Annotated in this window: 20 protein-coding genes and 1 tRNA gene; 16 read left to right on the plus strand and 5 right to left on the minus strand. The window is 72.4% G+C overall.

From position 1 onward, the window contains the following. Positions 1 to 6: 6 nt before the first annotated feature. From ACZ404_RS04625 to ACZ404_RS04640, 4 genes are all read left to right on the plus strand, one after another. Positions 7 to 783, plus strand: coding sequence for an anti-sigma factor family protein (locus tag ACZ404_RS04625; RefSeq protein WP_468435907.1), 777 nt, complete (start codon positions 7 to 9; stop codon positions 781 to 783). Between the two features lie 69 nt (positions 784 to 852). After that, positions 853 to 3,291, plus strand: coding sequence for a HelD family protein (locus ACZ404_RS04630; protein ID WP_468435909.1), 2,439 nt, complete (start codon positions 853 to 855; stop codon positions 3,289 to 3,291). Between the two features lie 368 nt (positions 3,292 to 3,659). Continuing rightward, entirely contained in the window at positions 3,660 to 5,075 is a 1,416-nt protein-coding gene (locus tag ACZ404_RS04635; protein WP_468435911.1) for an NAD-dependent malic enzyme, read from the plus strand. 271 nt (positions 5,076 to 5,346) lie between these two features. Continuing rightward, a complete protein-coding gene (locus tag ACZ404_RS04640) occupies positions 5,347 to 5,628 on the plus strand; it encodes an HU family DNA-binding protein (protein WP_061923952.1) in 282 nt (93 codons plus the stop codon). A gap of 137 nt (positions 5,629 to 5,765) precedes the next feature. Here the strand turns inward: ACZ404_RS04640 and murA are convergent, their stop codons facing one another. Further along, entirely contained in the window at positions 5,766 to 7,106 is a 1,341-nt protein-coding gene (murA, locus tag ACZ404_RS04645) for a UDP-N-acetylglucosamine 1-carboxyvinyltransferase (protein ID WP_468435913.1), read from the minus strand. 278 nt (positions 7,107 to 7,384) lie between these two features. On the opposite strand from murA, the gene ACZ404_RS04650 reads away from it, so the two are divergent. The 8 genes from ACZ404_RS04650 to ACZ404_RS04685 all read left to right on the plus strand — a co-directional run bounded on the left by ACZ404_RS04650 (position 7,385) and on the right by ACZ404_RS04685 (position 19,436). Then, positions 7,385 to 7,957 carry a YqgE/AlgH family protein gene (locus ACZ404_RS04650; protein WP_468435915.1) on the plus strand — a complete coding sequence of 191 codons (573 nt, stop codon included), beginning with the start codon at positions 7,385 to 7,387 and terminating at the stop codon, positions 7,955 to 7,957. Positions 7,958 to 7,986: 29 nt separating this feature from the next. Beyond that, the gene (locus ACZ404_RS04655; protein ID WP_317443630.1) at positions 7,987 to 8,262 is read left to right on the plus strand and encodes a DUF3039 domain-containing protein; all 276 of its coding nucleotides are present in this window, start codon (positions 7,987 to 7,989) and stop codon (positions 8,260 to 8,262) included. A gap of 227 nt (positions 8,263 to 8,489) precedes the next feature. After that, positions 8,490 to 10,214 carry a beta-N-acetylhexosaminidase gene (locus ACZ404_RS04660; protein ID WP_468435917.1) on the plus strand — a complete coding sequence of 575 codons (1,725 nt, stop codon included), beginning with the start codon at positions 8,490 to 8,492 and terminating at the stop codon, positions 10,212 to 10,214. A gap of 231 nt (positions 10,215 to 10,445) precedes the next feature. After that, positions 10,446 to 11,339 carry an FAD binding domain-containing protein gene (locus ACZ404_RS04665; RefSeq protein ID WP_468435919.1) on the plus strand — a complete coding sequence of 298 codons (894 nt, stop codon included), beginning with the start codon at positions 10,446 to 10,448 and terminating at the stop codon, positions 11,337 to 11,339. Continuing rightward, positions 11,336 to 13,138 carry a (2Fe-2S)-binding protein gene (locus ACZ404_RS04670; protein ID WP_468435921.1) on the plus strand — a complete coding sequence of 601 codons (1,803 nt, stop codon included), beginning with the start codon at positions 11,336 to 11,338 and terminating at the stop codon, positions 13,136 to 13,138. The genes ACZ404_RS04665 and ACZ404_RS04670 overlap by 4 nt, the downstream gene beginning before the upstream one ends. Then, positions 13,135 to 15,450 carry a xanthine dehydrogenase family protein molybdopterin-binding subunit gene (locus ACZ404_RS04675; protein WP_468435923.1) on the plus strand — a complete coding sequence of 772 codons (2,316 nt, stop codon included), beginning with the start codon at positions 13,135 to 13,137 and terminating at the stop codon, positions 15,448 to 15,450. The genes ACZ404_RS04670 and ACZ404_RS04675 overlap by 4 nt, the downstream gene beginning before the upstream one ends. A gap of 216 nt (positions 15,451 to 15,666) precedes the next feature. Then, positions 15,667 to 16,827: an SUKH-4 family immunity protein gene (locus tag ACZ404_RS04680; protein ID WP_468435925.1), complete on the plus strand. Its 1,161-nt coding sequence runs from the start codon at positions 15,667 to 15,669 to the stop codon at positions 16,825 to 16,827. Positions 16,828 to 17,015: 188 nt separating this feature from the next. Further along, positions 17,016 to 19,436: an alkaline phosphatase family protein gene (locus tag ACZ404_RS04685; RefSeq protein ID WP_468435927.1), complete on the plus strand. Its 2,421-nt coding sequence runs from the start codon at positions 17,016 to 17,018 to the stop codon at positions 19,434 to 19,436. Here the strand turns inward: ACZ404_RS04685 and ACZ404_RS04690 are convergent. Then, a tRNA-Cys gene (locus ACZ404_RS04690) sits at positions 19,437 to 19,511 on the minus strand. It abuts the gene before it with no gap. Between the two features lie 196 nt (positions 19,512 to 19,707). Between ACZ404_RS04690 and ACZ404_RS04695 the strand changes: the two genes are divergently transcribed. The 4 genes from ACZ404_RS04695 (at position 19,708) to ACZ404_RS04710 (ending at position 24,979) form a co-directional block, all read left to right on the plus strand. Then, entirely contained in the window at positions 19,708 to 21,144 is a 1,437-nt protein-coding gene (locus ACZ404_RS04695) for an MFS transporter (RefSeq protein ID WP_468435929.1), read from the plus strand. Between the two features lie 251 nt (positions 21,145 to 21,395). Continuing rightward, positions 21,396 to 23,195, plus strand: a complete 1,800-nt coding sequence (locus ACZ404_RS04700; RefSeq protein WP_468435931.1) for a DEAD/DEAH box helicase — start codon at positions 21,396 to 21,398, stop codon at positions 23,193 to 23,195. 283 nt (positions 23,196 to 23,478) lie between these two features. Beyond that, the gene (locus ACZ404_RS04705) at positions 23,479 to 24,120 is read left to right on the plus strand and encodes an IclR family transcriptional regulator (RefSeq protein WP_468435933.1); all 642 of its coding nucleotides are present in this window, start codon (positions 23,479 to 23,481) and stop codon (positions 24,118 to 24,120) included. Between the two features lie 70 nt (positions 24,121 to 24,190). Further along, positions 24,191 to 24,979, plus strand: coding sequence for a S16 family serine protease (locus ACZ404_RS04710; protein WP_468435935.1), 789 nt, complete (start codon positions 24,191 to 24,193; stop codon positions 24,977 to 24,979). Positions 24,980 to 25,078: 99 nt separating this feature from the next. On the opposite strand, the gene ACZ404_RS04715 is transcribed toward ACZ404_RS04710, so the two are convergent. From ACZ404_RS04715 to ACZ404_RS04725, 3 genes are all read right to left on the minus strand, one after another. Beyond that, entirely contained in the window at positions 25,079 to 25,255 is a 177-nt protein-coding gene (locus ACZ404_RS04715) for a hypothetical protein (protein ID WP_468435937.1), read from the minus strand. Between the two features lie 79 nt (positions 25,256 to 25,334). Then, positions 25,335 to 25,922, minus strand: coding sequence for an ArsR/SmtB family transcription factor (locus tag ACZ404_RS04720; RefSeq protein WP_468435939.1), 588 nt, complete (start codon positions 25,920 to 25,922; stop codon positions 25,335 to 25,337). 70 nt (positions 25,923 to 25,992) lie between these two features. Then, the gene (locus ACZ404_RS04725; protein WP_468435941.1) at positions 25,993 to 26,472 is read right to left on the minus strand and encodes an Lrp/AsnC family transcriptional regulator; all 480 of its coding nucleotides are present in this window, start codon (positions 26,470 to 26,472) and stop codon (positions 25,993 to 25,995) included. Positions 26,473 to 26,508 lie beyond the last annotated feature (36 nt).

Below are 26,508 nucleotides of genomic sequence, written 5' to 3' on the forward strand. Positions count from 1 at the left end.
ACGGGTATGTCTGGTCCCATGCAGGGATCTCCGGTGCCGAACGAGCATGAAACCGTCGGCGCCTACGCCCTCGGGATCCTGGACGACGCCGAGGCAACCGCTTTCGAGGCCCATCTGGCCGGGTGCGAGTGGTGCGCCCAGCAGCTCGACGAGCTGGCCGGGATGGAGCCCATGCTGGCCGCCCTCGCGGACCTGCCGGGTTCCGGCAGCACGCCCGCGATCGGCGAGTCGCTGTCCGCGAAGCCCAGTCCACGGCTGGTGGAGAAGCTGGTCGACGAGGTCGCCGACCGCCGGGCCCAGAAGCGCCGCAAGGGCTTCTACCTGGTGGCGGCCGCGGCCGCGCTGATCATCGGCGGCCCGGTGGCCGTCATGGCGGCGAGCGGCGGCAGCGACACCGGCCAGACGGCCACGCCACTGGCGGCCTCCGCGCAGCAGACCTTCGACCAGCTGCCCGACAAGGTCAGCGGCAAGGACGGCTCGACGGGCGCCACCGCGACCATCGCCATGGGCGAGAAGGACTGGGGCACCTCCGCGGTCCTGGAGCTCAAGGGCGTCAAGGGCCCGCTGAAGTGCTCCCTGGTCGCCGTCGGCACCAACGGCGAGCGCCAGACGCTGGGCTCCTGGTCCGTGCCCAAGTGGGGTTACGGCATCCCGACCGCCAAGACCGAGGAGTCCAGGAAGCCGCTGTACATCGGCGGCGGAACGGCGCTGAAGCCCAACGAGATCGACCACTTCGAGGTGACGACCTTCGACGGCAAGAAGCTCGTCCAGGTGGACGCGTAGCCGCCGTAGCTTTGCCGGGTCCCCTTCGCGTACGGTTGACGGCTGCCCAGCACGTCAGAAGGGGGCCCGGTGGCCGCTCAGGTTCAGCAGTCCGCGGTCGGCCCGGTACACGGCGGACACGACTCCGTCCGTGACCGGGAGATCGGCGTCGAACAGGAACACCTGGACCGGGTGTACCGGCGGCTCGAGGAGAAGATCCACGAGGCCGAGTTCCTGATGAACGACGCCGCCAAGCGCGCCCAGGTGGGCACCCCGGGCGCGCTGGCCGAGCGGGACGCGCAGGTCTTCCGGGCCGGCATCCATCTGAACCGGCTCAACAACGAGTTCGAGGACTTCCTCTTCGGCCGCATCGACCTGCTGCTCGGCAAGGACGGCAAGAAGGGACCCGACGGGGCCTACACGGCGGTGGAGCCGGCGGAGGGGGCGGTGCGCCCGGACAACACCGCCGACATCGCCGAAACCCTGCACATCGGGCGCATCGGCGTCCTCGACCAGGACTACGCCCCGCTCGTCATCGACTGGCGGGCCCCGGCCGCCGCGCCCTTCTACCGGTCCACGCCCCGCGATCCCGGCCGGGTCGTACGGCGCCGGGTCATCCGCTCCAAGGGCCGCCGGGTGCTCGGCGTCGAGGACGACCTGATGCGCCCGGAGCTGACGGCGTTCCTCGACGGCGACGAGCTGCCCGTCATCGGCGACGGCGCCCTGATGGCCGCCCTCGGCCAGGCCCGCGGCCACACCATGCGGGACATCGTCGCCTCCATCCAGGCCGAGCAGGACCTGGTCATCCGGGCCCCCGCCGCCTCGATCACCTACGTCGAGGGCGGTCCGGGCACGGGCAAGACGGCCGTGGCGCTGCACCGCGCCGCCTACCTGCTCTACCAGGACCGCAGACGCTACGCGGGCGGCATCCTGATCGTCTCGCCCACCCCGCTGCTGGTGGCCTACACCGAGGGTGTGCTGCCCTCGCTCGGCGAGGAGGGCCAAGTCGCGATCCGCGCGATCGGCTCCCTGGTCGACGGAGTGGAGGCCACGCTGTACGACTCCCCGTCGGTGGCCCGCGCCAAGGGCTCGTACCGGATGCTGAAGGTGCTGCGGAAGGCGGCCCGGGGCGCGCTGGAGCTGGGCCCGGCAGCCGCCGCGGCCTCCGGTCGGCCCGCTTCCGGCAGATCCGGCTCCGGGCAGCTCGCCTTCGGTGACGACGGCGGCGACAGGAGGGGCGACGAGTACGGCGACGACGCCGAGGCCATGGACGTGCCCGCCGGGCCGCCCACCCGGCTCCGCGTCGTCGCCTTCGGGCGCCGCCTCGAGCTGGAGGCCGGGGAACTGCAGGGCATCCGCCGTACCGCCCTCGGCGGCACGGCCCCGGTCAACCTGCTGCGCCCGCGCGCCCGCAAGCTGCTGCTGGACGCCCTGTGGGCGAAGTCCGGCGCGGCCGCCCGGCACACCGACCCCGAGCTGGCCGCGGAGCTCCGCTCCTCCTTCGACGAGGACGTCGCCGGCGAGGACGCCTTCATCGCGTTCCTCGACGCCTGGTGGCCCGAGCTGACCCCGAAGGCCGTCCTCGCCGCCATGGCCGACGAGAAGCGGCTCGGCCGCTGGGCCCGCCGGATCCTCAACCCCGGCGAGGTCCGCAAGGTCGCCCGCTCGCTGAAGCGCAACGGCCACTCCGTGCACGACATCGCCATGCTGGACGAGCTGCAGGCGATCCTCGGCCTGCCGTCCCGGCCGAGGAAGAAGCGCGAGCTCGACCCGCTGGACCAGCTCACCGGCCTGGAGGAGCTGATGCCGGTGCGCGAGGAGACGCAGCGCGAGCGCGCCGAGCGGCTGGCGCAGGAGCGCACCGAGTACGCCCACGTCATCGTCGACGAGGCGCAGGACCTGACACCGATGCAGTGGCGCATGGTCGGCCGCCGCGGCCGGCACGCCACCTGGACGGTCGTCGGTGACCCCGCCCAGTCCTCCTGGTCCGATCCGGACGAGGCGGCCGAGGCACGCGACGAGGCCCTCGGCACCCGTCCCCGGCGCCGCTTCCAGCTCACCGTCAACTACCGCAACCCGGCCGAGATCGCCGAGCTGGCCGCCCGGGTGCTCGCCCTCGCCATGCCCGGCTCCGAAGCCCCCAGGGCGGTGCGGTCCACGGGGGTCGAGCCGCGCTTCGGCGTCGTACGCGGCTCGCTGGAGCAGTCCGTACGGGTCGAGGCCGAGCGGCTGCTCGGGCTGGTGGACGGCACGGTCGGCGTGGTCGTCGCGATGAACCGGCGCGAGGAGGCCCGGCGGTGGCTGGCCGGGCTCGGCGACCGGGTGGTGGCCCTCGGCAGCCTGGAGGCCAAGGGGCTGGAGTACGACGCGACGGTCGTGGTGTCGCCCGCGGAGATCGCCGACGAGTCCCCGGCCGGGCTGCGCGTGCTGTACGTGGCGCTGACCCGGGCCACCCAGCAGCTCACCGTCCTCTCCGGCGAGCGGGACGAGCCGGACGCGGCCGGGGTGCCGGATCTGCTGCGTGAGTGAGAACCTCATGAACTCTCGGCACGGGAATGGCCGTACGGGATCCGTTTGTTAGCCTTGATGTGGCACCGGCCCGATCCAAGCCCCCGGGCCCAACCTTTGTCGCTGCGAGCGACCACTTGCCGCGAGGCGAGCATGGCGGGTCGGTGTCACAGCGTGTGAGAGGCCCACGTCACTCCGGTGGCGTGGGCCTCTCGCTTTCGGCCGCACTCTGTCTGATAAATTCTCGTATGGTGGAAGTGTTTTTCCGAAAGCGCTCGCCTGTTGTGAACACAACGTTCGCAATCCCGGGCGACTACCACGTACTCAGGGGTAGGTGCGACGATCGGACGGCACTACTCGCGACACGGTGAAAGCAGAGGAAGTCGGCCATGGCAACGGCGCCCAGCGTCTCCTACTCGATGACCATCCGGCTGGAGGTGCCCGCGAGCGGAACCGCCGTCTCGCAGCTCACCAACGCCGTGGAGTCCTCCGGAGGCTCGGTGACCGGCCTCGACGTCACCGCGTCCGGCCACGAGAAGCTCCGTATCGACGTCACCATCGCGGCCACCTCCACCGCCCACGCCGAGGAGATCGTCGAGAAGCTGCGCGGCATCGAGGGCGTCACGCTCGGCAAGGTCTCCGACCGTACGTTCCTGATGCACCTCGGCGGCAAGATCGAGATGGCGTCGAAGCACCCCATCCGCAACCGTGACGACCTCTCCATGGTCTACACGCCCGGTGTGGCCCGCGTCTGCATGGCCATCGCCCAGAACCCCGAGGACGCCCGCCGCCTCACCATCAAGCGCAACTCCGTTGCGGTCGTGACGGACGGTTCCGCCGTGCTGGGCCTCGGCAACATCGGCCCCAAGGCCGCGCTGCCGGTCATGGAGGGCAAGGCGGCCCTCTTCAAGCGCTTCGCCGGCATCGACGCCTGGCCGATCTGCCTCGACACCCAGGACACCGACGCCATCGTCGAGATCGTCAAGGCGATCGCCCCCGGGTTCGCCGGCATCAATCTCGAGGACATCTCCGCGCCCCGCTGCTTCGAGATCGAGGCCCGGCTGCGCGAGGCCCTCGACATCCCGGTCTTCCACGACGACCAGCACGGCACCGCCATCGTCGTCCTCGCCGCCCTGACGAACGCACTCCGCTGCACCGGCAAGGCGATCGAGAACATCCGCGTCGTCATGTCCGGGGCCGGCGCGGCCGGCACGGCCATCCTCAAGCTGCTGCTCGCCGCCGGCGTGAAGAACGCCGTGGTCGCCGACATCCACGGCGTCGTGCACGCCGGCCGCGAGGACCTCGTGGACGCCCCCGCGGGCTCGGCGCTGCGCTGGATCGCCGACAACACCAACCCCGAGGGCCTCACCGGCACCCTGAAGGAGGCCGTGCGCGGCGCCGACGTGTTCATCGGCGTCTCCGCCCCGAACGTCCTCGACGGCGACGACGTGGCCGCCATGGCCGAGGGCGCCATCGTGTTCGCGCTCGCGAACCCCGACCCCGAGGTCGACCCCGCGGTGGCCCGCCAGACCGCGGCCGTCGTGGCCACCGGCCGCTCCGACTTCCCGAACCAGATCAACAACGTGCTGGTCTTCCCGGGTGTCTTCCGCGGTCTGCTGGACGCCCAGTCCCGCACCGTCAACACCGAGATGATGCTCGCCGCCGCCAAGGCCCTCGCCGACGTGGTCACCGAGGACGAGCTGAACCCGAACTACATCGTTCCGAGCGTCTTCAACGACAAGGTCGCGGGCGCGGTCGCCGGAGCGGTCCGGGAAGCCGCGAAGGCGGCCGGGCCAACGGCCTAGCGGGTCGTACCGTAGGGTGCAGGGGCTGTGAGGATGGACACGGCAGCCCCCGCACGGCGCGTCGTGGAACCACCCGTCGGTGGGCGCCCTCTAGGGTGACGGCCGGGCAGGGTGCTTTTCGTGTGACTCCCCAGGGTGTTCTCACGACTCCTACGGGTGCCGGATTGGCTTTCCCGCCGCAGGTAGGGGCAGGATGCGTCCCTGGGCGCGAGCGCATCGGCATCGATCTCACCTCACGCCTCAATGGCAAGAAGAACACGGGAGTAACAACATGAACCGCAGTGAGCTGGTGGCCGCGCTGGCCGACCGCGCCGAGGTGACCCGCAAGGACGCCGACGCCGTTCTGGCCGCGTTCGCCGAGGTCGTCGGCGACATCGTCGCCAAGGGCGACGAGAAGGTCACCATCCCCGGCTTCCTGACCTTCGAGCGCACCCACCGTGCCGCTCGCACCGCGCGCAACCCGCAGACCGGCGAGCCCATCAACATCCCGGCCGGCTACAGCGTGAAGGTCTCCGCGGGCTCCAAGCTCAAGGAAGCGGCCAAGGGCAAGTAAGCGCTCCGGACGGCGGCACCGGGTGACCGGAGCGCCTCGGCTGAAGATGTCAAAAAGGGCGGCCCCCCTCATGCCGAGGGGGGCCGCCCTTCTGCTGCCTGCGGGCCGAGGGCCCTGCCGGGGGGCGGGAGGTGCGGTCAGCCGAGGGCCTTGCCCGGGAGTTCGACCTTCGCGCCCAGTTCGACCAGCTTCTCCATGAAGTTCTCGTAGCCGCGGTTGATCAGGTCGATGCCGTGGACGCGGGAGGTGCCCTCCGCCGCGAGGGCGGCGATGAGGTACGAGAAGCCGCCGCGCAGGTCGGGGATGACCAGATCGGCGCCCTGGAGCTTGGTGGGGCCGGAGACGACCGCCGAGTGCAGGAAGTTGCGCTGGCCGAAGCGGCAGTCGGAGCCGCCCAGGCACTCGCGGTAGAGCTGGATGTGGGCGCCCATCTGGTTCAGCGCCGAGGTGAAGCCGAGCCGGGACTCGTAGACCGTCTCGTGGATGATGGACAGCCCCGTGGCCTGGGTCAGGGCCACCACCAGCGGCTGCTGCCAGTCGGTCTGGAAGCCGGGGTGCACGTCCGTCTCCAGCGCGATGGACTTCAGCCGGCCGCCCGGGTGCCAGAAGCGGATGCCCTCGTCGTCGATCTCGAAGGCGCCGCCCACCTTCCGGTAGGTGTTCAGGAACGTCATCATCGAGCGCTGCTGGGCGCCGCGGACGTAGATGTTGCCGTTGGTCGCCAGCGCCGCCGACGCCCACGAGGCGGCCTCCAGGCGGTCCGGCAGGGCGCGGTGGGTGTAGCCGCCGAGTTTCTCCACACCGGTGATGCGGATGGTGCGGTCGGTGTCCATCGCGATGATCGCGCCCATCTTCTGCAGGACGCAGATCAGGTCCTCGATCTCCGGCTCGACGGCCGCGTTGGACAACTCGGTGACGCCCTCGGCGAGTACGGCCGTCAGCAGCACCTGCTCGGTCGCGCCGACGGACGGGTACGGCAGCCGGATCTTCGTACCGCGCAGCCGCTGCGGGGCCTCCAGGTACTGCCCGTCCGCGCGCTTCTCGATCGTCGCGCCGAACTGCCGCAGCACGTCGAAGTGGAAGTCGATGGGCCGGCCACCGATGTCGCAGCCGCCGAGGCCGGGGATGAACGCGTGGCCGAGACGGTGCAGCAGGGGACCGCAGAACAGGATCGGGATACGGCTGGAACCCGCGTGGGCATCGATGTCAGCGACGTTCGCGCTCTCCACGTGCGTGGGGTCCATCACCAGCTCGCCGGGTTCCTCACCCGGGCGGACCGTCACCCCGTGCAGCTGGAGCAGGCCGCGCACGACGCGCACGTCACGGATGTCCGGAACGTTGCGCAGCCGGCTCGGCGCACTGCCCAGCAGGGCGGCGACCATGGCCTTCGGTACGAGGTTCTTCGCACCGCGGACCCGGATCTCGCCCTCCAGCGGGGTGCCGCCGTGGACAAGCAGGACATCGTCGTTGACGGTCATGTATCTCGCGTTCCGATGAGTCGGGCAGGGGTCGGCCGATCAACTGTGCGCAGGGGCCGGAGAGACAGGGTAATCGCCGATTACCCCCCTCCCGTAAGCCCAAGGACCGCCCAGCCACGTCATAGCTGTGTCACAACACGAACCGTTGAGCGACGGCCACGTGCGGTCACCGTCCGGGGGCCGTGCGCCGGGGCCGCTTCCGTGCTCCCTGGCCTGCGTTCACTCCCGGACACCGATTGGCTCCCCACACCGGGGGAAGATGCGGGATCATGTCTGGCATGACCGAGGTGTCCTCGCTCACAGGGCGGCTGCTCGTGGCCACGCCCGCCCTGGCGGACCCCAACTTCGACCGTGCGGTGGTGCTCCTTCTCGACCACGACGAGGAGGGTTCCCTCGGTGTCGTCCTCAACCGGCCCACCCCCGTGGACGTCGGCGACATCCTGGAGGGCTGGGCCGATCTCGCCGGCGAGCCCGGTGTGGTCTTCCAGGGCGGCCCGGTGTCGCTGGACTCGGCGCTCGGCGTCGCGGTCATCCCGGGCGGCGCCGCGGCCGATCCGGCCCCGCTCGGCTGGCGGCGGGTGCACGGCGCGATCGGCCTGGTCGACCTCGAGGCACCGCCCGAGCTGCTCGCCTCCGCCCTCGGCTCCCTGCGGATCTTCGCCGGGTACGCCGGCTGGGGCCCCGGTCAGCTGGAGGACGAGCTGGTGGAGGGCGCCTGGTACGTCGTGGAGTCCGAGCCCGGGGACGTCTCCTCGCCGGCGCCGGAGAGACTCTGGCGCGAGGTGCTGCGCCGCCAGCGCAACGAGCTGGCGATGGTGGCCACGTATCCGGACGACCCGTCGCTCAACTGAAGCGGGGGAGCTTCAGTACTCTGGGGCGTATGAGCACTCTCGAGCCCGAGCGCGGGACTGGTACGGGGACCCTCGTAGAGCCGACGCCGCAGGTGTCCCACGGCGACGGCGACCACGAGCGCTTCGCCCACTACGTCCAGAAGGACAAGATCATGGCGAGCGCCCTCGACGGCACCCCCGTCGTGGCGCTGTGCGGCAAGGTGTGGGTGCCGGGCCGCGACCCGAAGAAGTACCCCGTCTGCCCCATGTGCAAGGAGATCTACGACTCCATGGGCAGCGGCGGCGACGAGGGCGGGGACAAGTAACCCCTTCCGCCCCGCCCGGCCCGTGAGGCCCCGGCACGCCCTGGCGCGCACCGGGGCCTTTGTGGCGCCTCGGGGCGGCCTCCTCCGCGGAGCCCTGCCGACGGGTCCGCGTGGTCGAGACCTCTTGTCGGCGGTCCGGGGAGTCCGTAGCGTCCGTACCTGGTTGTACAGAGCGGAACAGTCGTTGCACGCTGTGCAACGCCGGGTGCGGAGGTGCGACGGACGGTATGAGCGACCCACGCGAGGTCGCCGGGCCCGACGAGACGCTGATCCCGGCGCCGGGCCGTGTGGTCCGCGGTGCCGCCGGGCACGCGCGCCTGGACGGCGGGACGGCGCTGGAGGCGCGGCCCGGCGCGCAGGGCGTCGCGCGCTGGCTGCGGGCGACGGTCGGAGCGGCGACCGGCCTGCCCTTCCCGGACGCGGACACGGACGCGGGCGCGGACGCCGGCACGGACACGGACGCCGGCACGGACGCGGACACAGGGGTCGGCGCGGGCGCGGGTTGCCGGGTCCGCCGCATCGTCCTGAGCGTGGAGCCCGGCCTGCCCCCCGAGGGCTACCGCGTCGTCATCGGCGACGGCCCCCTGCGCCTTCAGGGCGGCAGCGCCGCCGGGGTCTTCTGGGGCGCCCAGACCCTCCGGCAACTGCTCGGTCCCGACGCCTTCCGCCGCGCGCCGGTGCGGCCGGACCAGGTCTGGGACCTCCCGCGGGTCACCGTCGAGGACAGCCCCCGGTTCCACTGGCGCGGCCTCCTGCTCGACGTCGCCCGGCACTTCATGCCCAAGGACGGCGTCCTGCGCTACCTCGATCTGATGGCGGCGCACAAACTCAACGTCCTGCACCTGCACCTGACGGACGACCAGGGCTGGCGCATCGAGATCCGGCGCCACCCGAGGCTGACCGAAACCGGCTCCTGGCGGGCGCGGACGAAATTCGGCCACCGCGCCTCACCGCTGTGGGAGGAGAAGCCGCACGGCGGTCACTACACCCAGGACGACATCCGGGAGATCGTCGCCTACGCCGCCGAGCGGCACATCACCGTCGTCCCCGAGATCGACGTACCGGGCCACTCGCAGGCCGCCATCGCCGCGTACCCGGAACTCGGCAACAGCGACGTCATCGACACCGCCGCCCTCTCCGTCTGGGACACCTGGGGGATCAACCCCAACGTGCTCGCCCCCACCGACACCACCCTGCGTTTCTACGAAGAGGTGTTCGAGGAGGTCCTGGAGCTGTTCCCGTCCCGGTTCATCCATATCGGCGGTGACGAGTGTCCCAAGGACCAGTGGCGGAAGTCGCCGGCCGCCCAGGCCCGCATCGCGGAACTCGGGCTCGCCGGCGAGGACGAGCTCCAGTCCTGGTTCATCCGGCACTTCGACACATGGCTCTCCGCGCGCGGGCGCCGGCTCATCGGCTGGGACGAGATCCTGGAGGGCGGCCTCGCGCCGCGTGCGGCGGTCTCCTCCTGGCGCGGCTACGGCGGCGGAATCGCCGCCGCGCGCGCGGGACACGACGTCGTCATGTGCCCCGAGGAACATGTGTACCTGGACCACCGTCAGGCGCCGGGCGAGGACGAGCCGGTGCCCATCGGCTTCGTGCGGACCCTGGAGGACGTCTACCGGTTCGAGCCCGTCCCGCCCCAACTCACCGACGAGGAGGCCCGGCACGTGCTGGGCACCCAGGCCAACGTGTGGACCGAGGTCATGGAGGACGCCGCGCGCGTGGACTACCAGACCTTCCCCCGGCTCGCCGCCCTGGCCGAGGTCGCCTGGAGCCGGCTGCCCGCCCCGCAGGAGCGGGACTTCGCGGACTTCGAGCGCCGCATGGGCGCGCACTACCGCCGACTTGACGCCCTCGGTGTCGCCTACCGGCCGCCCACCGGGCCCCGGCCGTGGCAGCGGCGCCCCGGCGTGCTCGGCCGCCCGAAGGAGGGTCCGCCCCCGAACCGGTAGGGAAAGATGAAAAAAGCCCGCCAATAGTCACTGGTGAGGGTTAACCCGGCGTACCGGCTGTGTCGTACAAAATAGGACCATCTCCTCGATGAGGTGGACGAATGCCTCCTAGCGGACCCCCGCGTTCGGGTCTTGCGAAGATGTGCCAGAGTTGCCACGTCCGCCCTGTGAGCACGTACCGTACGGCCACACAGGTGGGACCAGGTGGGGCAGCGGGAAGGGGCAGCCGGTTTGACCACGCACGCACCGCAGGCGGCGCAGGCCGTCACGCTGCCCACGACGCTGGACGAGGCCGTGGCGGCCCTCACCGCCATGCCCGCGGCCGTCCCCGTGGCGGGTGGCACCGACCTCATGGCCGCCGTCAACTCCGGTCAGCTCAGGCCCGCAGCGCTGGTCGGCCTCGGCCGGATCAGTGAGATCCGCGGCTGGCAGTACCAGGACGGCCACGCGCTGCTCGGCGCCGGCCTCACCCACGCGCGCATGGGCCGCCCCGACTTCGCGGCCCTCATCCCGGCGCTCGCCGCCGCCGCGCGCGCCGCGGGCCCGCCGCACATCCGCAACGCCGGCACCCTGGGCGGCAACATCGCCTCGGCCGCCCCCACCGGGGACGCGCTGCCGGTGCTGGCCGCCCTGGAGGCGACGCTGATCATCGCGGGCCCGGGCGGCGCCCGCCGGGAGATCCCGGTGTCGCACCTGCTGGCCGGCGTGGAGATGCTGCGCGGCGGCGAGCTCATCGGCTACGTGCGCGTGCCGCTGCTGCACGCCCCGCAGGTCTTCCTGAAGGCGACCGGTCGCACCGGCCCGGGCCGCGCCATGGCCTCCGTGGCCGTCGTGCTCGACCCGGCCCGGCGTGGGGTGCGGTGCGCCGTCGGCGCCATAGCGCCGATGCCGCTGCGCCCCCTGGACGCCGAGCAGTGGGTCGCGCAGCTCATCGACTGGGACAACGACCGCGCCCTCGTCCCGGAGGCCCTGCACGCCTTCGGTGAGTACGTCGCCGCGGCCTGCATCCCGGACCCGGCACCCGAGCCGGACGGCTCGGTGGTCCCGCTGCCGCCCGCCGTACTGCACCTGCGGCGCACCGTCGCCGCGCTGGCCCGACGAGCACTGGGGAGGGCGCTGTCGTGACCGACGACCAGCACGGAGAGGGCACGCCCCGGAGCGGCGGCCGCTGGAACCCGCTGCCCCAGGGCGACTACGACGACGGCGCCACCGCCTTCGTCAAGCTCCCCGAGGGCGGCATCGACGCCCTGCTGTCCGGTGACAGCCCTCTGGCCGCGCCCGGTCACGGCTATGTGCCGCCGCGGATAGCGCAGGCCCCGGGCGCGGGCGACCCCGCCGCCCCGGACGCCTGGGCGGCGCCCGCCGCCGGCCACCAGTGGCCCGACCCCAACGCGGCGCCCCAGGACCAGGCGGGCGGCGACCGGTTCACGTACCAGCCGGCGGCCACCCAGCAGTGGACCTTCGAGGAGCCCGCGGCCCCGCCCGCCGCCGGACACGACGTCACCGGGCAGTGGTCGATCCCGGTCGCCGGAGGCGACCTTCCGGACGAATCGGGCGAGTTCACCACGTCCTCGCTGGTCGAGCAGTGGGGCGGCACCCCTCCGGCCACCCTCCCCGGCGGCGCCGCGGCTCCCTGGGCGACGGAGGGGGCGGGACAGGCCTGGGCCCCGCCGCAGACCGAACAGCCTCAGGGCGAGACCCCGGTCGCGGGCCCGCCCGGTCACGGCCCCGGCCGGGCCGACGCCCCCACGGCACCCGGCACGTCCGAGGGCACCTACGCGCCAGGCCCGGCGGACCACGCCGCCTGGCCGGCGCACCCCGGCCGGCCCGGACCCTCCGGCCGGGACGCCGAACGGGACACCGACGGCGCGGGCCCGGCGGCCCCGGCCGAGGCCGGTGCCCCGGCGGGCGGTCACGAGCCCGGGCGCACCCCGCAGGGGTCCACCGACGGTCATGAGCCCACGCGGCCCGCCGGCGGGGCCTCTGACGGCCCAGCAGGTCACGACCCGGCCGAGGGGACCGGCGCGGCCCGGGAGGCCGTAGGAGCGCCGGACACGGCCGACGCACCGGCCACCGGCGACCCGGCGGGCGCCGAGGCGGCGGGGCCGGCAGCCGGACGCGACACGACGGACCCGCAGGGCTCCGGGGACTCCGCGCCCGAGACTCCCGCCGACCCGGACCACTCGACGGCGGACCACTCGACGGCGGACCGGGCGGCGCAGGACGACACGCCGGACGACCCGGCTCCGCAGCCGCCGCACGACGAACACCCCTTGGCCTCCTACGTCCTGCGCGTCAACGGCACCGACCGGCCCGTCACCGACGCCTGGATCGGCGAGTCGCTGCTGTACGTGCTGCGCGAGCGCCTCGGGCTCGCGGGCGCCAAGGACGGCTGCTCGCAGGGGGAGTGCGGCGCCTGCAACGTCCAGGTCGACGGGCGCCTCGTCGCCTCCTGCCTGGTCCCGGCGGTCACCGCGGCCGGCAGCGAGGTCCGCACCGTCGAGGGCCTGGCCGCCGACGGGCAGCCCTCCGACGTGCAGCGGGCGCTCGCCCGGTGCGGTGCCGTGCAGTGCGGCTTCTGCGTGCCCGGCATGGCGATGACCCTGCACGACCTGCTGGAGGGCAACCCCGCGCCGACCGAGCTGGAGACCCGCCAGGCGCTGTGCGGCAACCTGTGCCGCTGCTCCGGCTACCGGGGTGTCCTGGAGGCCGTCAAGGAGGTCGTCGCCGAACGCGAGGCACACGCCGCCGCCGACGCCGAGACGGACACGGACGAGCCACGTATTCCGCACCAGGCGGGCCCGGGCGCCGGCGGCGTCAACCCGTCGGCGTTCGACACCCACGGGGTCTTCGACAGCCCCGGAACCTTCGGTGCGCCGGGAGCGCACGACCAGCACTACGGCCAGGACGGGAGCCAGGCGTGAGCAACGAAGCCGCCACCGCGACCACCGCGACCGCCGCTGCCGAGACGGCCGCCGCCGATCCGGTGCCGCACGGCCTCGGCGCCTCACTGCCGCACGCCGACGCCCGCGCCAAGACCGAGGGCACCTTCCCGTACGCCGCCGACCTGTGGGCCGAGGGCCTGCTGTGGGCCGCCGTGCTGCGCTCCCCGCACGCGCACGCGCGCATCGTCTCCATCGACACCAGCCACGCGCGCGAGATGCCCGGCGTACGGGCCGTCGTCACCCACGAGGACGTGCCCGGCACCCCCCGGCACGGCCGGGGCACGCCGGACCGCCCGGTGTTCGCCTCCGAGGTGGTGCGCCACCACGGCGAGCCCATCGCCGCCGTGGCCGCCGACCACCCCGACACCGCGCGGATGGCCGCCGCCGCCGTCATCGTCGAGTACGAGGTGCTCGACCCGGTGACCGACCCCGAGCAGGCGTTCGAGGCGGAGCCGCTGCACCCCGACGGCAATCTGATCCGGCACATCCCGCTGCGCCACGGCGATCCGGACGTGGTCGGCGAGGTCGTCGTCGAGGGGCAGTACCGCATCGGCCGCGCGGACCCGGCCCCCATCGGCGCCGAGGCCGGACTCGCCGTGCCCCGCCCGGACGGCGGGGTGGAGCTGTACCTGGCCTCCACCGACCCGCACACCGACCGCAACACGGCAGCGGCCTGCTACGGCCTGTCCCCGGATCGGGTGAAGATCGTCGTCACCGGGGTGCCCGGCGCCACCGCCGACCGCGAGGACCAGGGCTTCCAGCTCCCGCTCGGCCTGCTCGCGCTGAAGACGGGCTGCCCGGTGAAGCTGACGGCGACCCGCGAGGAGTCCTTCCTCGGCCACGCCCACCGCCACCCCACCCTGCTGCGCTACCGCCACCACGCCGACGCCGAGGGCAGGCTGGTGAAGGTCGAGGCGCAGATCCTGCTCGACGCGGGCGCCTACGCGGACACCTCCGCCGACGCGCTGGCCGCCGCCGTCTCCTTCGCGTGCGGCCCGTACGTCGTCCCGAACGCCTTCATCGAGGGCTGGGCCGTCCGCACCAACAACCCGCCCTCCGGCCATGTCCGGGGCGAGGGCGCCCTGCAGGTGTGCGCCGCCTACGAGGCGCAGATGGACAAGCTGGCGAAGAAGCTGGGCCTGGACCCGGCCGAGCTGCGCCTGCGCAACGCCCTCGCGACCGGTGACGTCCTGCCCATCGGCCAGACGGTGACCTGCCCGGCGCCGGTGGCCGAACTGCTGCAGGCGGTACGGGACTTCCCGCTGCCGCCGCTGCCCAAGGACACCCCCGAGGAGGAGTGGCTGCTGCCCGGCGGCCCCGAGGGCGCGGGCGAACCCGGGGCGGTGCGCCGGGGCGTCGGCTACGGCCTGGGCATGGTGCACATGCTCGGTGCGGAGGGCGCCGACGAGGTGTCCACGGCGACGGTCAAGGTCCAGGACGGCGTCGCGACAGTGCTCTGCGCGGCCGTGGAGACGGGCCAGGGCTTCACCACGCTGGCCCGGCAGATCGTGCAGGAGACGCTGGGTGTCGACGAGGTCCACGTCGTCCCCGTCGACACCGATCAGCCGCCGGCCGGCGCGGGCTGCCGCGGCCGCCACACCTGGGTGTCGGGCGGCGCGGTGGAGCGCGCGGCCAAGATGGTCCGCACCCAGCTCCTGCAGCCGCTGGCGCACAAGTTCGGCATGTCCACCGAGCTGCTGCAGATCACCGACGGCAAGATCACCTCGTACGACGGGGTGCTGTCGACCACCGTCACCGAGGCGCTGGAGGGCAAGGAGCTGTGGGCCACGGCCCAGTGCCGTCCGCACCCCACCGAGCCGCTGGACGCCTCCGGTCAGGGTGACGCGTTCGTGGGCCTCGCGTTCTGCGCGATCCGCGCGGTGGTGGACGTGGACATCGAGCTCGGCTCGGTACGGGTGGTGGAGCTGGCGGTCGCCCAGGACGTCGGCCGGGTGCTCAACCCCGGCCAGCTCGCCGCCCGTATCGAGGCCGGCGTCACCCAGGGCGTCGGCATCGCCCTCACCGAGAACCTGCGCACCCCGCGCGGCCTGATCCGCCACCCCGACCTGACCGGATACGCCCTGCCGACCGCGCTGGACGCGCCGGACATCCGGATCGTGAAACTGGTCGAGGAGCGGGACGTGGTCGCCCCCTTCGGCGCCAAGTCGGTCAGCGCGGCCCCCGTGGTGACCTCCCCGGCCGCGATCGCCTCGGCCGTCCGCGCCGCCACCGGCCGCCCGGTCAACCGCCTCCCCATCCGCCCCCAGGCGGCGGTGGTCAGCCCCCAGTGACGCGGTCGCCGCAGGGCGAGGCGCCCGACCGCTCCTGACGCAACGGACGAGAGTCGCCCGGCGTCCTTCTCCAGGGGCGTTGTCAGTGGTGCGGCGTAGTGTTCCGGTCAGTGGGGGACGGCCGCGTCCGACGGGAGATCCGGACGGCCGGGCCCGCCCTGCCCAGGGACGACGTACGGCGCACCGCGCCGTACCGAGGAAGATCGCGGGGGAGCGATGAGCACGACCGACGCCGGGTTTCCGGCGATCACGCTGACCGAGGCGGAGCTGGACCGGTACGTCACGCACGCACCGACGCGCGGCCTGCTCACGGGCGCCGGGTTGCCCACGGACACCGACCTGCTGACCTTCTCCCCGCTGCGCACCCACGGCCTGCGCACCCTCGGCGACGCCACCGACGGCCCCTTCCACCTGGCCGAGGAGCTGCGCGGCCGCCTGGTGATAGGCGAACTCCTCAACCCCGCGGGCATGGAGCGCGAGTCGATCCTGCTGGACGGCGCCACCGGCGAGATCACGACGGCCTACCTCTTCGACCCGTCCGAGACCCGCCCCTTCGCCCCCTCCCTCGCCACCCTGCTGCGCTTCGCCGCGGTCACCGAGGAACTGGCGGGCCTGCGCGGCCGCTTCGCCTCCCTGGCCGGGCAGTACGGGCCCAAGACGGTGACCGAGGCCTCCCGCCGCCTCCTCGCCCTCTTCGAGGAGGGCACGGGCGGCGAGGTCCCGCCGTACTGGAAGGCGGCGGCCCTCATCCGTCCGCTCGCCCTCATCGCCGGCCCCGGCACCGCCTCCGGCCTCACCCTGGACGTGCCCGCCCGCATCCTGGACCAGGAGTTCGGCCACGGCCGGGTGGTCCGCTTCGAGGAGGTCGACTTCCCGGCGACGCTCACCCACGAGCCGACCCGCCGCTTCCTGCGGGAGACGGGGCTGCCGGAGGAGGCGGTCCTCTTCCACGCCGACACGGACGTCCCGCTGCCGACGCTCACCGAGTACTTCACCACCGAGCGCTGCGACGACTACCCCCTGGACGCCCTCCCCGCCCACGCCGACCACCTGATCCGCCTCGGCCGCCTGGTCGAGGACAACAGCCTGGTGATCGACGGCAGAACGGGCGCGGTCCTCACCTTCAGCGAGCCCGAGGCGACGCTCTACCCCCTCAACACCGACGTCTCCACCCTTGCCTTCACCCTCTGGCTCCTGCACCACGAGCGGACCATCGACGAGCACCTGTCCCACGAACTGACCACGACGGCCTACGATCACCTCGCCGCCGCCATGATCCGGACGCTGACCACCGTCGACCCGACGGCCCTGCTCCCGGACACCACCTGGCACTACTGGACGGAACTGTTCCAGGACGAAGCGGGCGGGGTGCTCTGAAGCGTCTCGCGTGGATGCGGCCCTTGGTGGGCGACGCATCGGCCGACCGGGTGTATCTCGGGCATTCGCGAATATTTCGCCGACTCACCTGAATGCCCGGTGCGACGAGAGGGGACCGGGCCGGCCAGTGACAATCCCCTTAGCTCCGAACCCGCATCGGAGTGTCGTGCGGAACTGGGGAGAAGACGATGGCCGCACCGAATTTCTGCACCCTCGCCATGGGCGGGGCGGCCATAGCCGCTGTCGCCACCGCCTGGGTGCTCGGGGACCCGACCACCGCCATGTCCGCCCGAGCCGACGCTCCGGTGGACGCGGCGACGAAGCGGGCGGTGTCCTCCGCGCTCGCCGTCAAGACCGCCGGTCCACGGAAGGACGGCACCGCCATCACCCCCGTCGGGTACCGGGTCGCGCCGGCGGGTGACCAGACCCGGCTCGGGGAGCTGCCACTGAACGCGGCTCTTCACCCGGACGGTCGCCATCTGCTGGTGACCAACAACGGTCCGGGTGTGCAGAGCCTGCAATTGGTCGACACCCGGACGAACGAGGTCGTCCAGACACTGTCGTATCCGTCGCCGGAGTCGTTGTACATCGGCCTGGCGTGGAGTCCGGACGGCAGGACCGCCTACGCCAGCGCCGCGGCGAACTCCAAGATCCGGGTGCTGTCGTTCGCCGGTGGCCGACTCACCGAACGCGATCCCATCAAGCTGCCCACCAAGTCCCCGGACGGCAAGGCCGTCACGCTCTTCCCGGCCGGCCTGGCCGTCACCCCGGACGGCAGAAGACTGGTGGTCGCCGATCAGCTCGGCAACTCGGTGACGGTCGCCGACACCGCCGGCGGCCGGGTGCGGACCGTCGCCGCAGGCCGTCGGCCGGTGTGGGTGACGCTCAGCAAGGACGGGCGAACGGCCTACGTGTCGAACCAGGGTGCCGACACCGTGGACGTCGTCGATCTGGCGGGCTCCGCACCCCGGACGACCGGGCGGATCAAGGTGGGTCTGCATCCGAACAAGGCCGTGCTCTCGGCGTGCGGCCGCAGACTGTATGTCGCGAACGGCGACGCCGACAGCGTCAGTGTGGTGGATCTGGCGACCAGGAGCGTGTTACGCGACATCCCCGTATCGCCGTCCAAGAAGGCCCTCATCGGCAGCAACCCCACAGGGCTCGCCCTGGATCCCGTGCACCAGCGGCTCTATGTTGCCAACTCCGGCGACAACAGCGTTTCGGTGCTCGATCCGATCGGCGGCAAGTTCCTGGGGCGGATTCCCACCGGCTGGTACCCCAGTGCGGTCGTCTGGCGCGACGGACGCCTGTGGATCACGAATGCCAAGGGGCTGGGGGCGGGCCCGAACAACGGTCCCGGACACCCCAACCCCGAGCGCGTCGGCAGGGTGACCCCCACCGAGCAGCTCGCGTCGATGGTCGCGGGCACGCTGAGCAGTGTGGAAGTCCCGGTCTCCGACGCGCGACTGGGCGAGTACACCCGCCAGGTGGAGCGCAACAACGCCCCGGTGACCGCGGGCGACCATGCCGTCGTGCCGCTCAGGCCCGGCGAAAGGACTCCCATCAGGCACGTGATCTACATAGTCAAGGAGAACCGCAGTTACGACCAGGTGCTCGGCAGTCTGGGCAAGGGCGACGGCGACCCCCGCCTCGACCTGTTCGGGGACGAGTCCGCGCCCAACACACGGGAGTTGGCACGGCGCTTCACCACCATCGACAACTTCTACGCCGACGGCAGGGTCAGCGCCGGCGGCTGGAACTGGGCGGTCCAGGCCAACTCCAATCCCTACGTCGAGCAGATGTGGCCCGCACGGTACTCCGGCCGCAAGGGCGCCTACCCCAGCGGGAACAACGCTCCGGAGAACGCCGCGCAGGAACCCGGGAACTCCTACCTCTGGCAGCGCCTCGACAAGGCCGGCGTGAGCTTCGCCAACTTCGGCTTCTACGTGGGGCGCCGGGGGAACGCCGTACACGCCGCGGATCCGGTGCTCGATGCCCGGACGGACCACGGGTTCGGGGTGGAGCTGGGCTGCCCGGACTCGGCGGGAACGTTCGCTCCCACCAAGAAGGACTGCCTGACTCCACGGGTCGACCAGTGGCTGAAGAGCTTCCGCGGGTACGAGGCCAAGGGCGACATGCCGACGGTGCAGTTCATCCAGTTCCCCGGTGACCACACCCTGGCCACCAGGGTCGGTCAGCCCACTCCCAAGGCGATGGTGGCCGACAACGACTACGCCCTCGGCAGGCTCGTGGACGCGGTGTCCCACTCCCGGTTCTGGAAGGACACCGTCGTCCTCGTCACCGAGGACGAGGCCCAGGACGGACCCGACCACATCGACGCCCACCGGACGCTCGCCCTGGCGATCAGCCCGTACACCCAGACGGGAAAGGTCGACTCGACCTTCTACAGCACCGCTTCCATGGTCCGGACCGTCGGCCTCTTCGCCGGAATCGGCCCGCTCACCCGGTTCGACGACTACGCCACGCCCATGAGTGCGTCCTTCACCGACAAGCCCGTCTTCCGGACCTACTCGGCGATCAGACCGACCTACCCGATGGACACTCTCAACGCCCCAGGCATCCCGAGCCGTCCACCGGGAGGCAAATGATGGAGGCCGTGGCGGGAATTGAACCCACGTACCTCGCTTTGCAGGCGAGTCCCTAAGCCACTCGGGCACACGGCCGTGTCGGTCACCTTGTCGTGCCGAACTCGGTGGAACGACCGTATGGGTCGCTGCGGGCGGGTCTCAAGGACTCCGGCCGGGTTGCAACGAGGCTGCCACACGCCGTTCATGAAGGGCGGGTCCAGGGCCGACGGACGAGAGCGGCCGGGACCACCGACAGGAGCCAAACCGCCTTGCGGGCCTTACTCTGACCGGCATGACCACCATCGAGTCCTCCGATGCCGCTGTTGTGGACGATGCCGCCGACGGACAGGGCGGTGTGCTGAGCCGGGCCCACCGGGCGCTGAGTGTGGGGATCGTGTCCGTCGTGCTGTTGATCGCCTTCGAGGCGACCGCCGTCGGGACCGCGATGCCCGTCGCGGCGCGGGAGCTGGACGGGGTGGCGCTGTACGCGTTCGCCTTCTCGGGGTACTTCACCACCAGCCTCTTCGGGATGGTGCTCGCCGGACAGTGGTCCGACCGGCGCGGCCCGATCGGCGCGCTGACCTGCGGGATCGGCGCTTTCGCGGCAGGGCTCGTGGTGGCCGGGACCGCCCAGGTCATGGGGGTGTTCATCCTGGGGCGGGCCGTGCAGGGATTCGGCGGCGGCCTGGTCATCGTCGCGCTGTACGTCGTCGTCGGGCGCGCCTACCCCGAGCGGCTGCGGCCCGCGATCATGGCCGCTTTCGCCGCCGGATGGGTCGTACCGTCCATCGTCGGACCGCTCGCCTCCGGCGCCGTGACGGAGCACCTCGGCTGGCGGTGGGTCTTCCTCGGCATCCCCGCCCTGGTGGTCTTCCCCCTCGCCCTCGCGCTACCGCAGATACGACGCAGGGCGGCGGGGCCGGTGGCGGGCGCCGAGGACTCGGCATCCTTCGACCGGCGCCGCATCCGCCTCGCCCTCGGCATCTCCCTCGGAGCCGGGCTCCTGCAGTACGCCGCCCAGGATCTGACGTGGCTGTCGCTGCTGCCCGGTCTGGCCGGCGCCGCCCTCCTCGTACCCGCCGTCCTCGGGCTGCTGCCCCGCGGCACCTACCGCGCCGTGCGCGGCCTGCCCTCCGTGGTGCTGCTGCGCGGAGTGTCCGCCGGGTCCTTCATCGCCGCCGAGTCCTTCGTGCCGCTGATGCTGGTCACCCAGCGGGGGCTGTCGCCGACGCTGGCCGGTTTCTCGCTGGCCGCGGGCGGCGTCACCTGGGCGCTGGGGTCGTGGGTGCAGTCCCGGCCGCGCCTGGAGCCGTACCGCGAGCGGCTGATGACGGCGGGGATGGTGCTGGTCGCCGCCGCGATAGCCACCGCGCCGAGCGTGCTGGTACCGGCCGTGCCGGTCTGGGTCGTCGCCGTCGCCTGGGGCTTCGGCTGCTTCGGCATGGGCCTGGTGATCTCCTCCGCCGGCGTACTGCTGCTGAAGCTGTCCGCCCCGGAGGAGGCCGGCGCCAACTCCGCCGCGCTGCAGATCTCCGACGCCCTCTCCAACGTCGTCCTCCTCGCCGTGACCGGCGCCGCGTTCGCGGCCTTGGGCGGTGGCAGCGCGGCGTCGGGGACGGGGGTGGCGGCCGGCGGCGGTCATCCTGCTGCGTTCGCGGCCGTGTTCTTGCCGATGGCGGTGGTGGCGCTGGCGGGTGCGTGGGTGACGACGCGGGTGCGGGAGCGCTGAGTCCGCACCGGGATCGGTCGCGGCAGTGCGGTGCCGGGTCCTGGCGCCCCCCATGTGGTCGCCCTCGCCGCTCCTCGCGTGCCGACCCGTGAACGAGGTGCGGGGGATCGCCGGGCGGCTGTGGCGGTTGTGACGTGGGTCCCACCCGAGGACGACCCGGCGCCGTCCGGGCATGGACGGGGTCGGGCCGCCGGTAGGGTGGCCCGGTTGTCATACGTAGCCGAAGCCCTAGCCTCATACATACGGAGACCGTGACTACTACCGCCGCTTCCTCCGCTCACTCCCACCACCTCTCGCCCGCCTTCCCGGGACGGGCCCCCTGGGGTACCGCCAGCAAGCTGCGTGCCTGGCAGCAGGGGGCGATGGAGAAGTACATCCAGGAGCAGCCGCGCGACTTCCTCGCCGTCGCCACCCCCGGCGCCGGCAAGACCACCTTCGCGCTGACCCTCGCCTCCTGGCTGCTGCACCACCACGTCGTGCAGCAGGTGACCGTGGTCGCGCCGACCGAGCACCTGAAGAAGCAGTGGGCGGAGGCCGCCGGCCGCATAGGCATCAAGCTCGACCCCGAGTACAGCGCGGGCCCGCTCGGCCGGGAGTACGACGGCGTCGCGGTCACGTACGCGGGTGTCGGGGTACGGCCGATGCTGCACCGCAACCGGGTCGAGCAGCGCAAGACCCTCGTCATCCTCGACGAGATCCACCACGCCGGCGACTCCAAGTCCTGGGGCGAGGCCTGCCTGGAGGCCTTCGAGCCGGCCACCCGCCGCCTCGCGCTGACCGGTACGCCGTTCCGCTCCGACACCAACCCCATCCCGTTCGTGACGTACGAGGAGGGCCCGGACGGGATCCGGCGCTCGGCCGCCGACTACACCTACGGCTACGGCAACGCCCTCGCCGACCACGTCGTCCGGCCGGTCATCTTCCTTTCCTACAGCGGCAACATGCGCTGGCGCACCAAGGCCGGCGACGAGGTCGCCGCCCGGCTCGGCGAGCCGATGACCAAGGACGCCATCAGCCAGGCCTGGCGTACCGCGCTGGACCCGCGCGGCGAGTGGATGCCGAGCGTGCTGCGCGCCGCCGACCAGCGGCTCACCGAGGTGCGCAAGGCGATCCCGGACGCGGGTGCCCTCGTCATCGCCTCCGACCAGGACTCCGCCCGCGCCTACGCCAAGCTCATCCGGGAGATCACCGGCACGAAGGCGACCCTCGTGCTCTCCGACGACGCCGGCGCCTCGAAGCGGATCGACGACTTCAGCGCCGGCGACGACCGCTGGATGGTCGCCGTCCGCATGGTGTCCGAGGGCGTCGACGTACCGCGGCTCGCGGTCGGCGTGTACGCCACCACCATCTCCACCCCCCTCTTCTTCGCCCAGGCCGTCGGCCGTTTCGTACGGTCCCGGCGGCGCGGCGAGACCGCGTCGGTGTTCCTGCCGACCGTGCCGGACCTGCTGACCTTCGCCAACGAGATGGAGAAGGAGCGCGACCACGCCCTCGACAAGCCGAAGAAGGACGGCGAGGAGGACCCGTACGCCGAGTCCGAGAAGGAGATGGAGGAGGCGAACAAGGAGCAGGACGAGGACACCGGCGAGCAGGACATGCTGCCCTTCGAGGCGCTGGAGTCCGACGCCGTCTTCGACCGGGTCCTCTACGACGGCGCCGAGTTCGGCATGCAGGCCCACCCCGGCAGCGAGGAGGAGCAGGACTACCTCGGCATCCCCGGACTGCTCGAGCCGGAACAGGTCCAGCTGCTGCTGCAGAAGCGGCAGGCCCGGCAGATCGCGCACAGCCGCAAGAAGCCGGACGCGGAGGCCGACCTGCTCGAACTGCCCGCCGAGCGGCGGCCGGTGGTCACGCACAAGGAGATGATGGAGCTGCGCAAGCAGCTCAACACGATGGTCGGCGCCTATGTCCACCAGAGCGGCAAGCCGCACGGTGTCATCCACACCGAACTGCGGCGGGTGTGCGGCGGACCGCCCAGCGCGGAGGCCACGGCCGGGCAGCTGCGGCAGCGGATCGCCAAGGTCCAGGAGTGGGCCACCCGCATGAGGTAAAAGCCTGCTGCCTGTGCGTATGGGGACGAATGCAGGCAGGCCGGATCCGGCACTGCCCGGATTCTGGACGGAGGCTTCCGCTGAGCGAACCCCCTTCGCTACTGTCCCGCTACGCACACGCCCCGTGGCAGCGCCGCCGCGGAGCGCAGCCGTGAAGCGACAGGTCCCGGAGCCCCGGGCCGTTCTGCCGATCGGCGGCCTCTGAAGCGCGTCTCCGACGGGACTCGGTGACGCATTCGCCGCTCAGGGGTCTGCCGACCTCACCACCAAAGGAGTGGGCGTCGTGACCGCGGAGACCTCTCAGACGCTCGACCGGGGACTGCGCGTCCTCAAGCTGCTGGCCGACACGGACCACGGGCTGACCGTCACCGAGCTTTCCACCAAACTGGGCGTGAACCGGACCGTGGTGTACCGGTTGCTGGCCACCCTGGAGCAGCACGCGCTCGTACGGCGCGACCTGGGCGGCCGGGCCCGCGTCGGCCTGGGAGTACTGCGCCTCGGCCGGCAGGTGCACCCGCTCGTACGGGAGGCCGCCCTGCCCGCGCTGCGGTCCCTGGCGGAGGACATCGGCGCGACGGCGCATCTGACCCTGGTGGACGGCACCGAGGCGCTGGCCGTCGCCGTGGTCGAACCGACGTGGACGGACTACCACGTCGCCTACCGGGCCGGCTTCCGCCACCCCCTGGACCGCGGCGCCGCGGGCCGCGCCATCCTCTCCGCCCGCCAGTCCCTCGCGGACGACCCGGGCTACACCCTCACCCACGGCGAACTGGAGGCGGGGGCCAGTGGAGCCGCGGCCCCCCTGCTCGGGGTGACGGGCGTCGAGGGCAGCGTGGGCGTGGTGATGCTGGCGGACTCCGTCCCGGAGCGAGTGGGACCGAGGGTGGTGGACGCGGCCCGGGAGGTCGCGGAAGCGCTGCGCTGACCGGACCGGGCCGGTCACGCCCCCTGTACGCGGCTCAGGGCGCACATGGGGGGCGCGTTACATTGATCCCGTGCTCTCACGTCTCACGCGTCCCCAGGCCGTCGCCGTCTGCGCTCTGCCCGTCGCGGCACTGCTCGCCACGGCCGCGTTCGCGCCGCTGCCGTTCACGGTGGCGGCGCCGGGTGCGACGACGAACGTGCTCGGGAAGCACCAGGGCGCGCCGGTGATCACCATCTCCGGAGCGCCGGTCCGGCAGACCAGCGGGCAGTTGCGGATGGTCACGATCGTGGCGACCGGCCCGGAGACGAGGGTCAGCCTCGGTGACGTGGTCGGCAACTGGTTCCGCACCGACCGGGCCGTGATGCCGCACGACGCCGTCTACACCGGGGACACGGACAAGGAGATCGAGCAGCACAACGCGGCGCAGATGCAGCAGTCCCAGGACGCGGCGACCCAGGCGGCGCTGAAGTACCTCGGGCTGAGCGCCGACAAGGTCAAGGTGTCGCTGAAGCTCGCCGGCGTCGGCGGGCCGAGCGCCGGGCTGCTGTTCACCCTGGGGATCATCGACAAGCTGGACGGCGACGGCAGCGGCGGCGACCTGACGGGCGGGCGCACCATCGCCGGTACGGGCACGATCGACGCCTCCGGCAAGGTGGGCGCGGTCGGCGGGGTGGCCCTGAAGACCCAGGCCGCCCGGCGCGACGGGGCCACCGTCTTCCTCGTGCCGAAGGCCGAGTGCTCCGACGCGAAGGCCGAACTCCCCAAGGGCCTCCGCCTGGTCCCGGTGACCACCCTGAAGGGCGCGGTGAACTCCCTGGCGGCCCTGGAGAAGGGCAAGGGCTCGGTACCGAGCTGCTAGGGCCTGGCCGACCATTCCCGTCTGCCGCCCCGACGCCATGCACGCACCTGACGCCGCGAAGCCGCCCTTCGGGCCACGACGCGAAGCGTCGGACAGGCCCTAGACCATGGCCGGCCTCGGGGTGGAGGCGAGGCGCAGGCCGAGTTCCACCAGGGTCCAGCCGACGCGCGTGCGCAGCTCGACCGGGGGCCTGGCCTCGGTGGCCAGGCGGTGGTCGTCGGCCCGGGCGCGGAGGGCGGCGGCGCGGTGCTGGGCGAGCTGGGTCTCGATGTGCATGGCGTGGCCTCTCGGTCGGTCTCGGCGTGGGTCGGTGGGGTGCGGTGTGCTCGGGGTGTCTCGTCCGGCTCAGCCGGTCTCAGTCCGTCTCGAGCGGGAACAGGTGCGTGTGGATGCGCACTTGTTCGGAGCCCGGTGTGTCCGCCCCGGGGACACGGCCCCGGTAGCCGTCGATGAGGGCGTGCATCTCCCTGATCAGGTCGGCGGCCAGCTCGGGCGTGAGCCGTAGCGTCGCGTCGCTCATGTCGGAGGCGCCGCGCTGCCAGTCCTTGGCCCAGGTGTCCCGGGTGCTGAGCCAGGTGGACAGCTCACGGGCGTGTGTCGCGGCCACCTCGTGCAGGAAGACCTCGGCCATCCCGCGCACCTCCGGTCCCGCGCCCTCGAAGTCGCCGCTGTCGAAGACCAGGCCCTGGTCCACGGCCCGCCACCAGCGCTCCCGGCCCTTGCCGTGCCCGGGGGCGTCCTCGACGAAGCCGTGAGACGCGAGCTGGCGCAGGTGGTAGCTGGTCGCGCCGCTGGACTCGCCGAGCCGCGCGGCCAGCTGGGAGGCGGTGGCCGGACCGTGGTGGCGCAGGGCGTCCAGCAGCTGCATCCGCAGCGGATGCGCGAGCCCGCGCAGCGAGCGCGCGTCCAGGCGGCGCTGTTTCCGTTCCTCGTGCTCCGTCATGCGTACAAAGATAGCTATGCAAAGACTGCTTTGCAACGGTCTCTTTGCATCTTTCGTGCGAGCCGGGCGGTCAGCCTTCGCGCTCACCTCCCGCCGCCTGCTCCACCAGCGGGATGATCCGCAGGGGCACCGGGTTCTCCATGACGATCGCCGTGGACGCCCGGACGATGCCCTCGAAGCCGACGACGCGGTCGATGACGCGCTGGAGGTCGGCGTTGGAGCGGGCGACCAGGCGGCAGAGCATGTCTCCGCTGCCGGTGGTCGTCAGCAGTTCCAGTACCTCCGGCACCGTCGCCAGGTGGGTCCGGACGTCGGCGCCCTGCCCCTGCCGGATCTGCAGGGTGGCGAACGCGGTGACCGGGTAGCCGAGGGCCGCCGGGTCCACCTGCGGGCCGAAGCCCCGGATGACCCCGTTCGACTGCAGCCGGTCCAGGCGCGCCTGCACCGTGCCTCGCGCCACCCCCAGCCGCCGGGACATCTCCAGCACGCCGATGCGCGGCTCCCGCGCCAGGAGCAGGATGATCCGCCCGTCCAGATGATCGATCGCCATCGCGCCTCCCGGGATGGTCATCCTGTACAGAAAGTC

It is taken from the genome of Streptomyces sp. NPDC030798, from assembly GCF_055572275.1.

Bases quoted from the DNA above. Each gene is read 5' to 3' on its own strand.
- ACZ404_RS04625 (WP_468435907.1), top strand. From the start codon at position 7: ATGTCTGGTCCCATGCAGGGATCTCCGGTGCCGAACGAGCATGAAACC.
- ACZ404_RS04635 (WP_468435911.1), top strand. From the start codon at position 3,660: ATGGCAACGGCGCCCAGCGTCTCCTACTCGATGACCATCCGGCTGGAG.
- ACZ404_RS04640 (WP_061923952.1), top strand. From the start codon at position 5,347: ATGAACCGCAGTGAGCTGGTGGCCGCGCTGGCCGACCGCGCCGAGGTG.
- murA (WP_468435913.1), bottom strand. From the start codon at position 7,106: ATGACCGTCAACGACGATGTCCTGCTTGTCCACGGCGGCACCCCGCTG.
- ACZ404_RS04650 (WP_468435915.1), top strand. From the start codon at position 7,385: ATGACCGAGGTGTCCTCGCTCACAGGGCGGCTGCTCGTGGCCACGCCC.
- ACZ404_RS04655 (WP_317443630.1), top strand. From the start codon at position 7,987: ATGAGCACTCTCGAGCCCGAGCGCGGGACTGGTACGGGGACCCTCGTA.
- ACZ404_RS04660 (WP_468435917.1), top strand. From the start codon at position 8,490: ATGAGCGACCCACGCGAGGTCGCCGGGCCCGACGAGACGCTGATCCCG.
- ACZ404_RS04680 (WP_468435925.1), top strand. From the start codon at position 15,667: ATGAGCACGACCGACGCCGGGTTTCCGGCGATCACGCTGACCGAGGCG.
- ACZ404_RS04685 (WP_468435927.1), top strand. From the start codon at position 17,016: ATGGCCGCACCGAATTTCTGCACCCTCGCCATGGGCGGGGCGGCCATA.
- ACZ404_RS04695 (WP_468435929.1), top strand. From the start codon at position 19,708: ATGACCACCATCGAGTCCTCCGATGCCGCTGTTGTGGACGATGCCGCC.
- ACZ404_RS04715 (WP_468435937.1), bottom strand. From the start codon at position 25,255: ATGCACATCGAGACCCAGCTCGCCCAGCACCGCGCCGCCGCCCTCCGC.
- ACZ404_RS04720 (WP_468435939.1), bottom strand. From the start codon at position 25,922: ATGACGGAGCACGAGGAACGGAAACAGCGCCGCCTGGACGCGCGCTCG.
- ACZ404_RS04725 (WP_468435941.1), bottom strand. From the start codon at position 26,472: ATGGCGATCGATCATCTGGACGGGCGGATCATCCTGCTCCTGGCGCGG.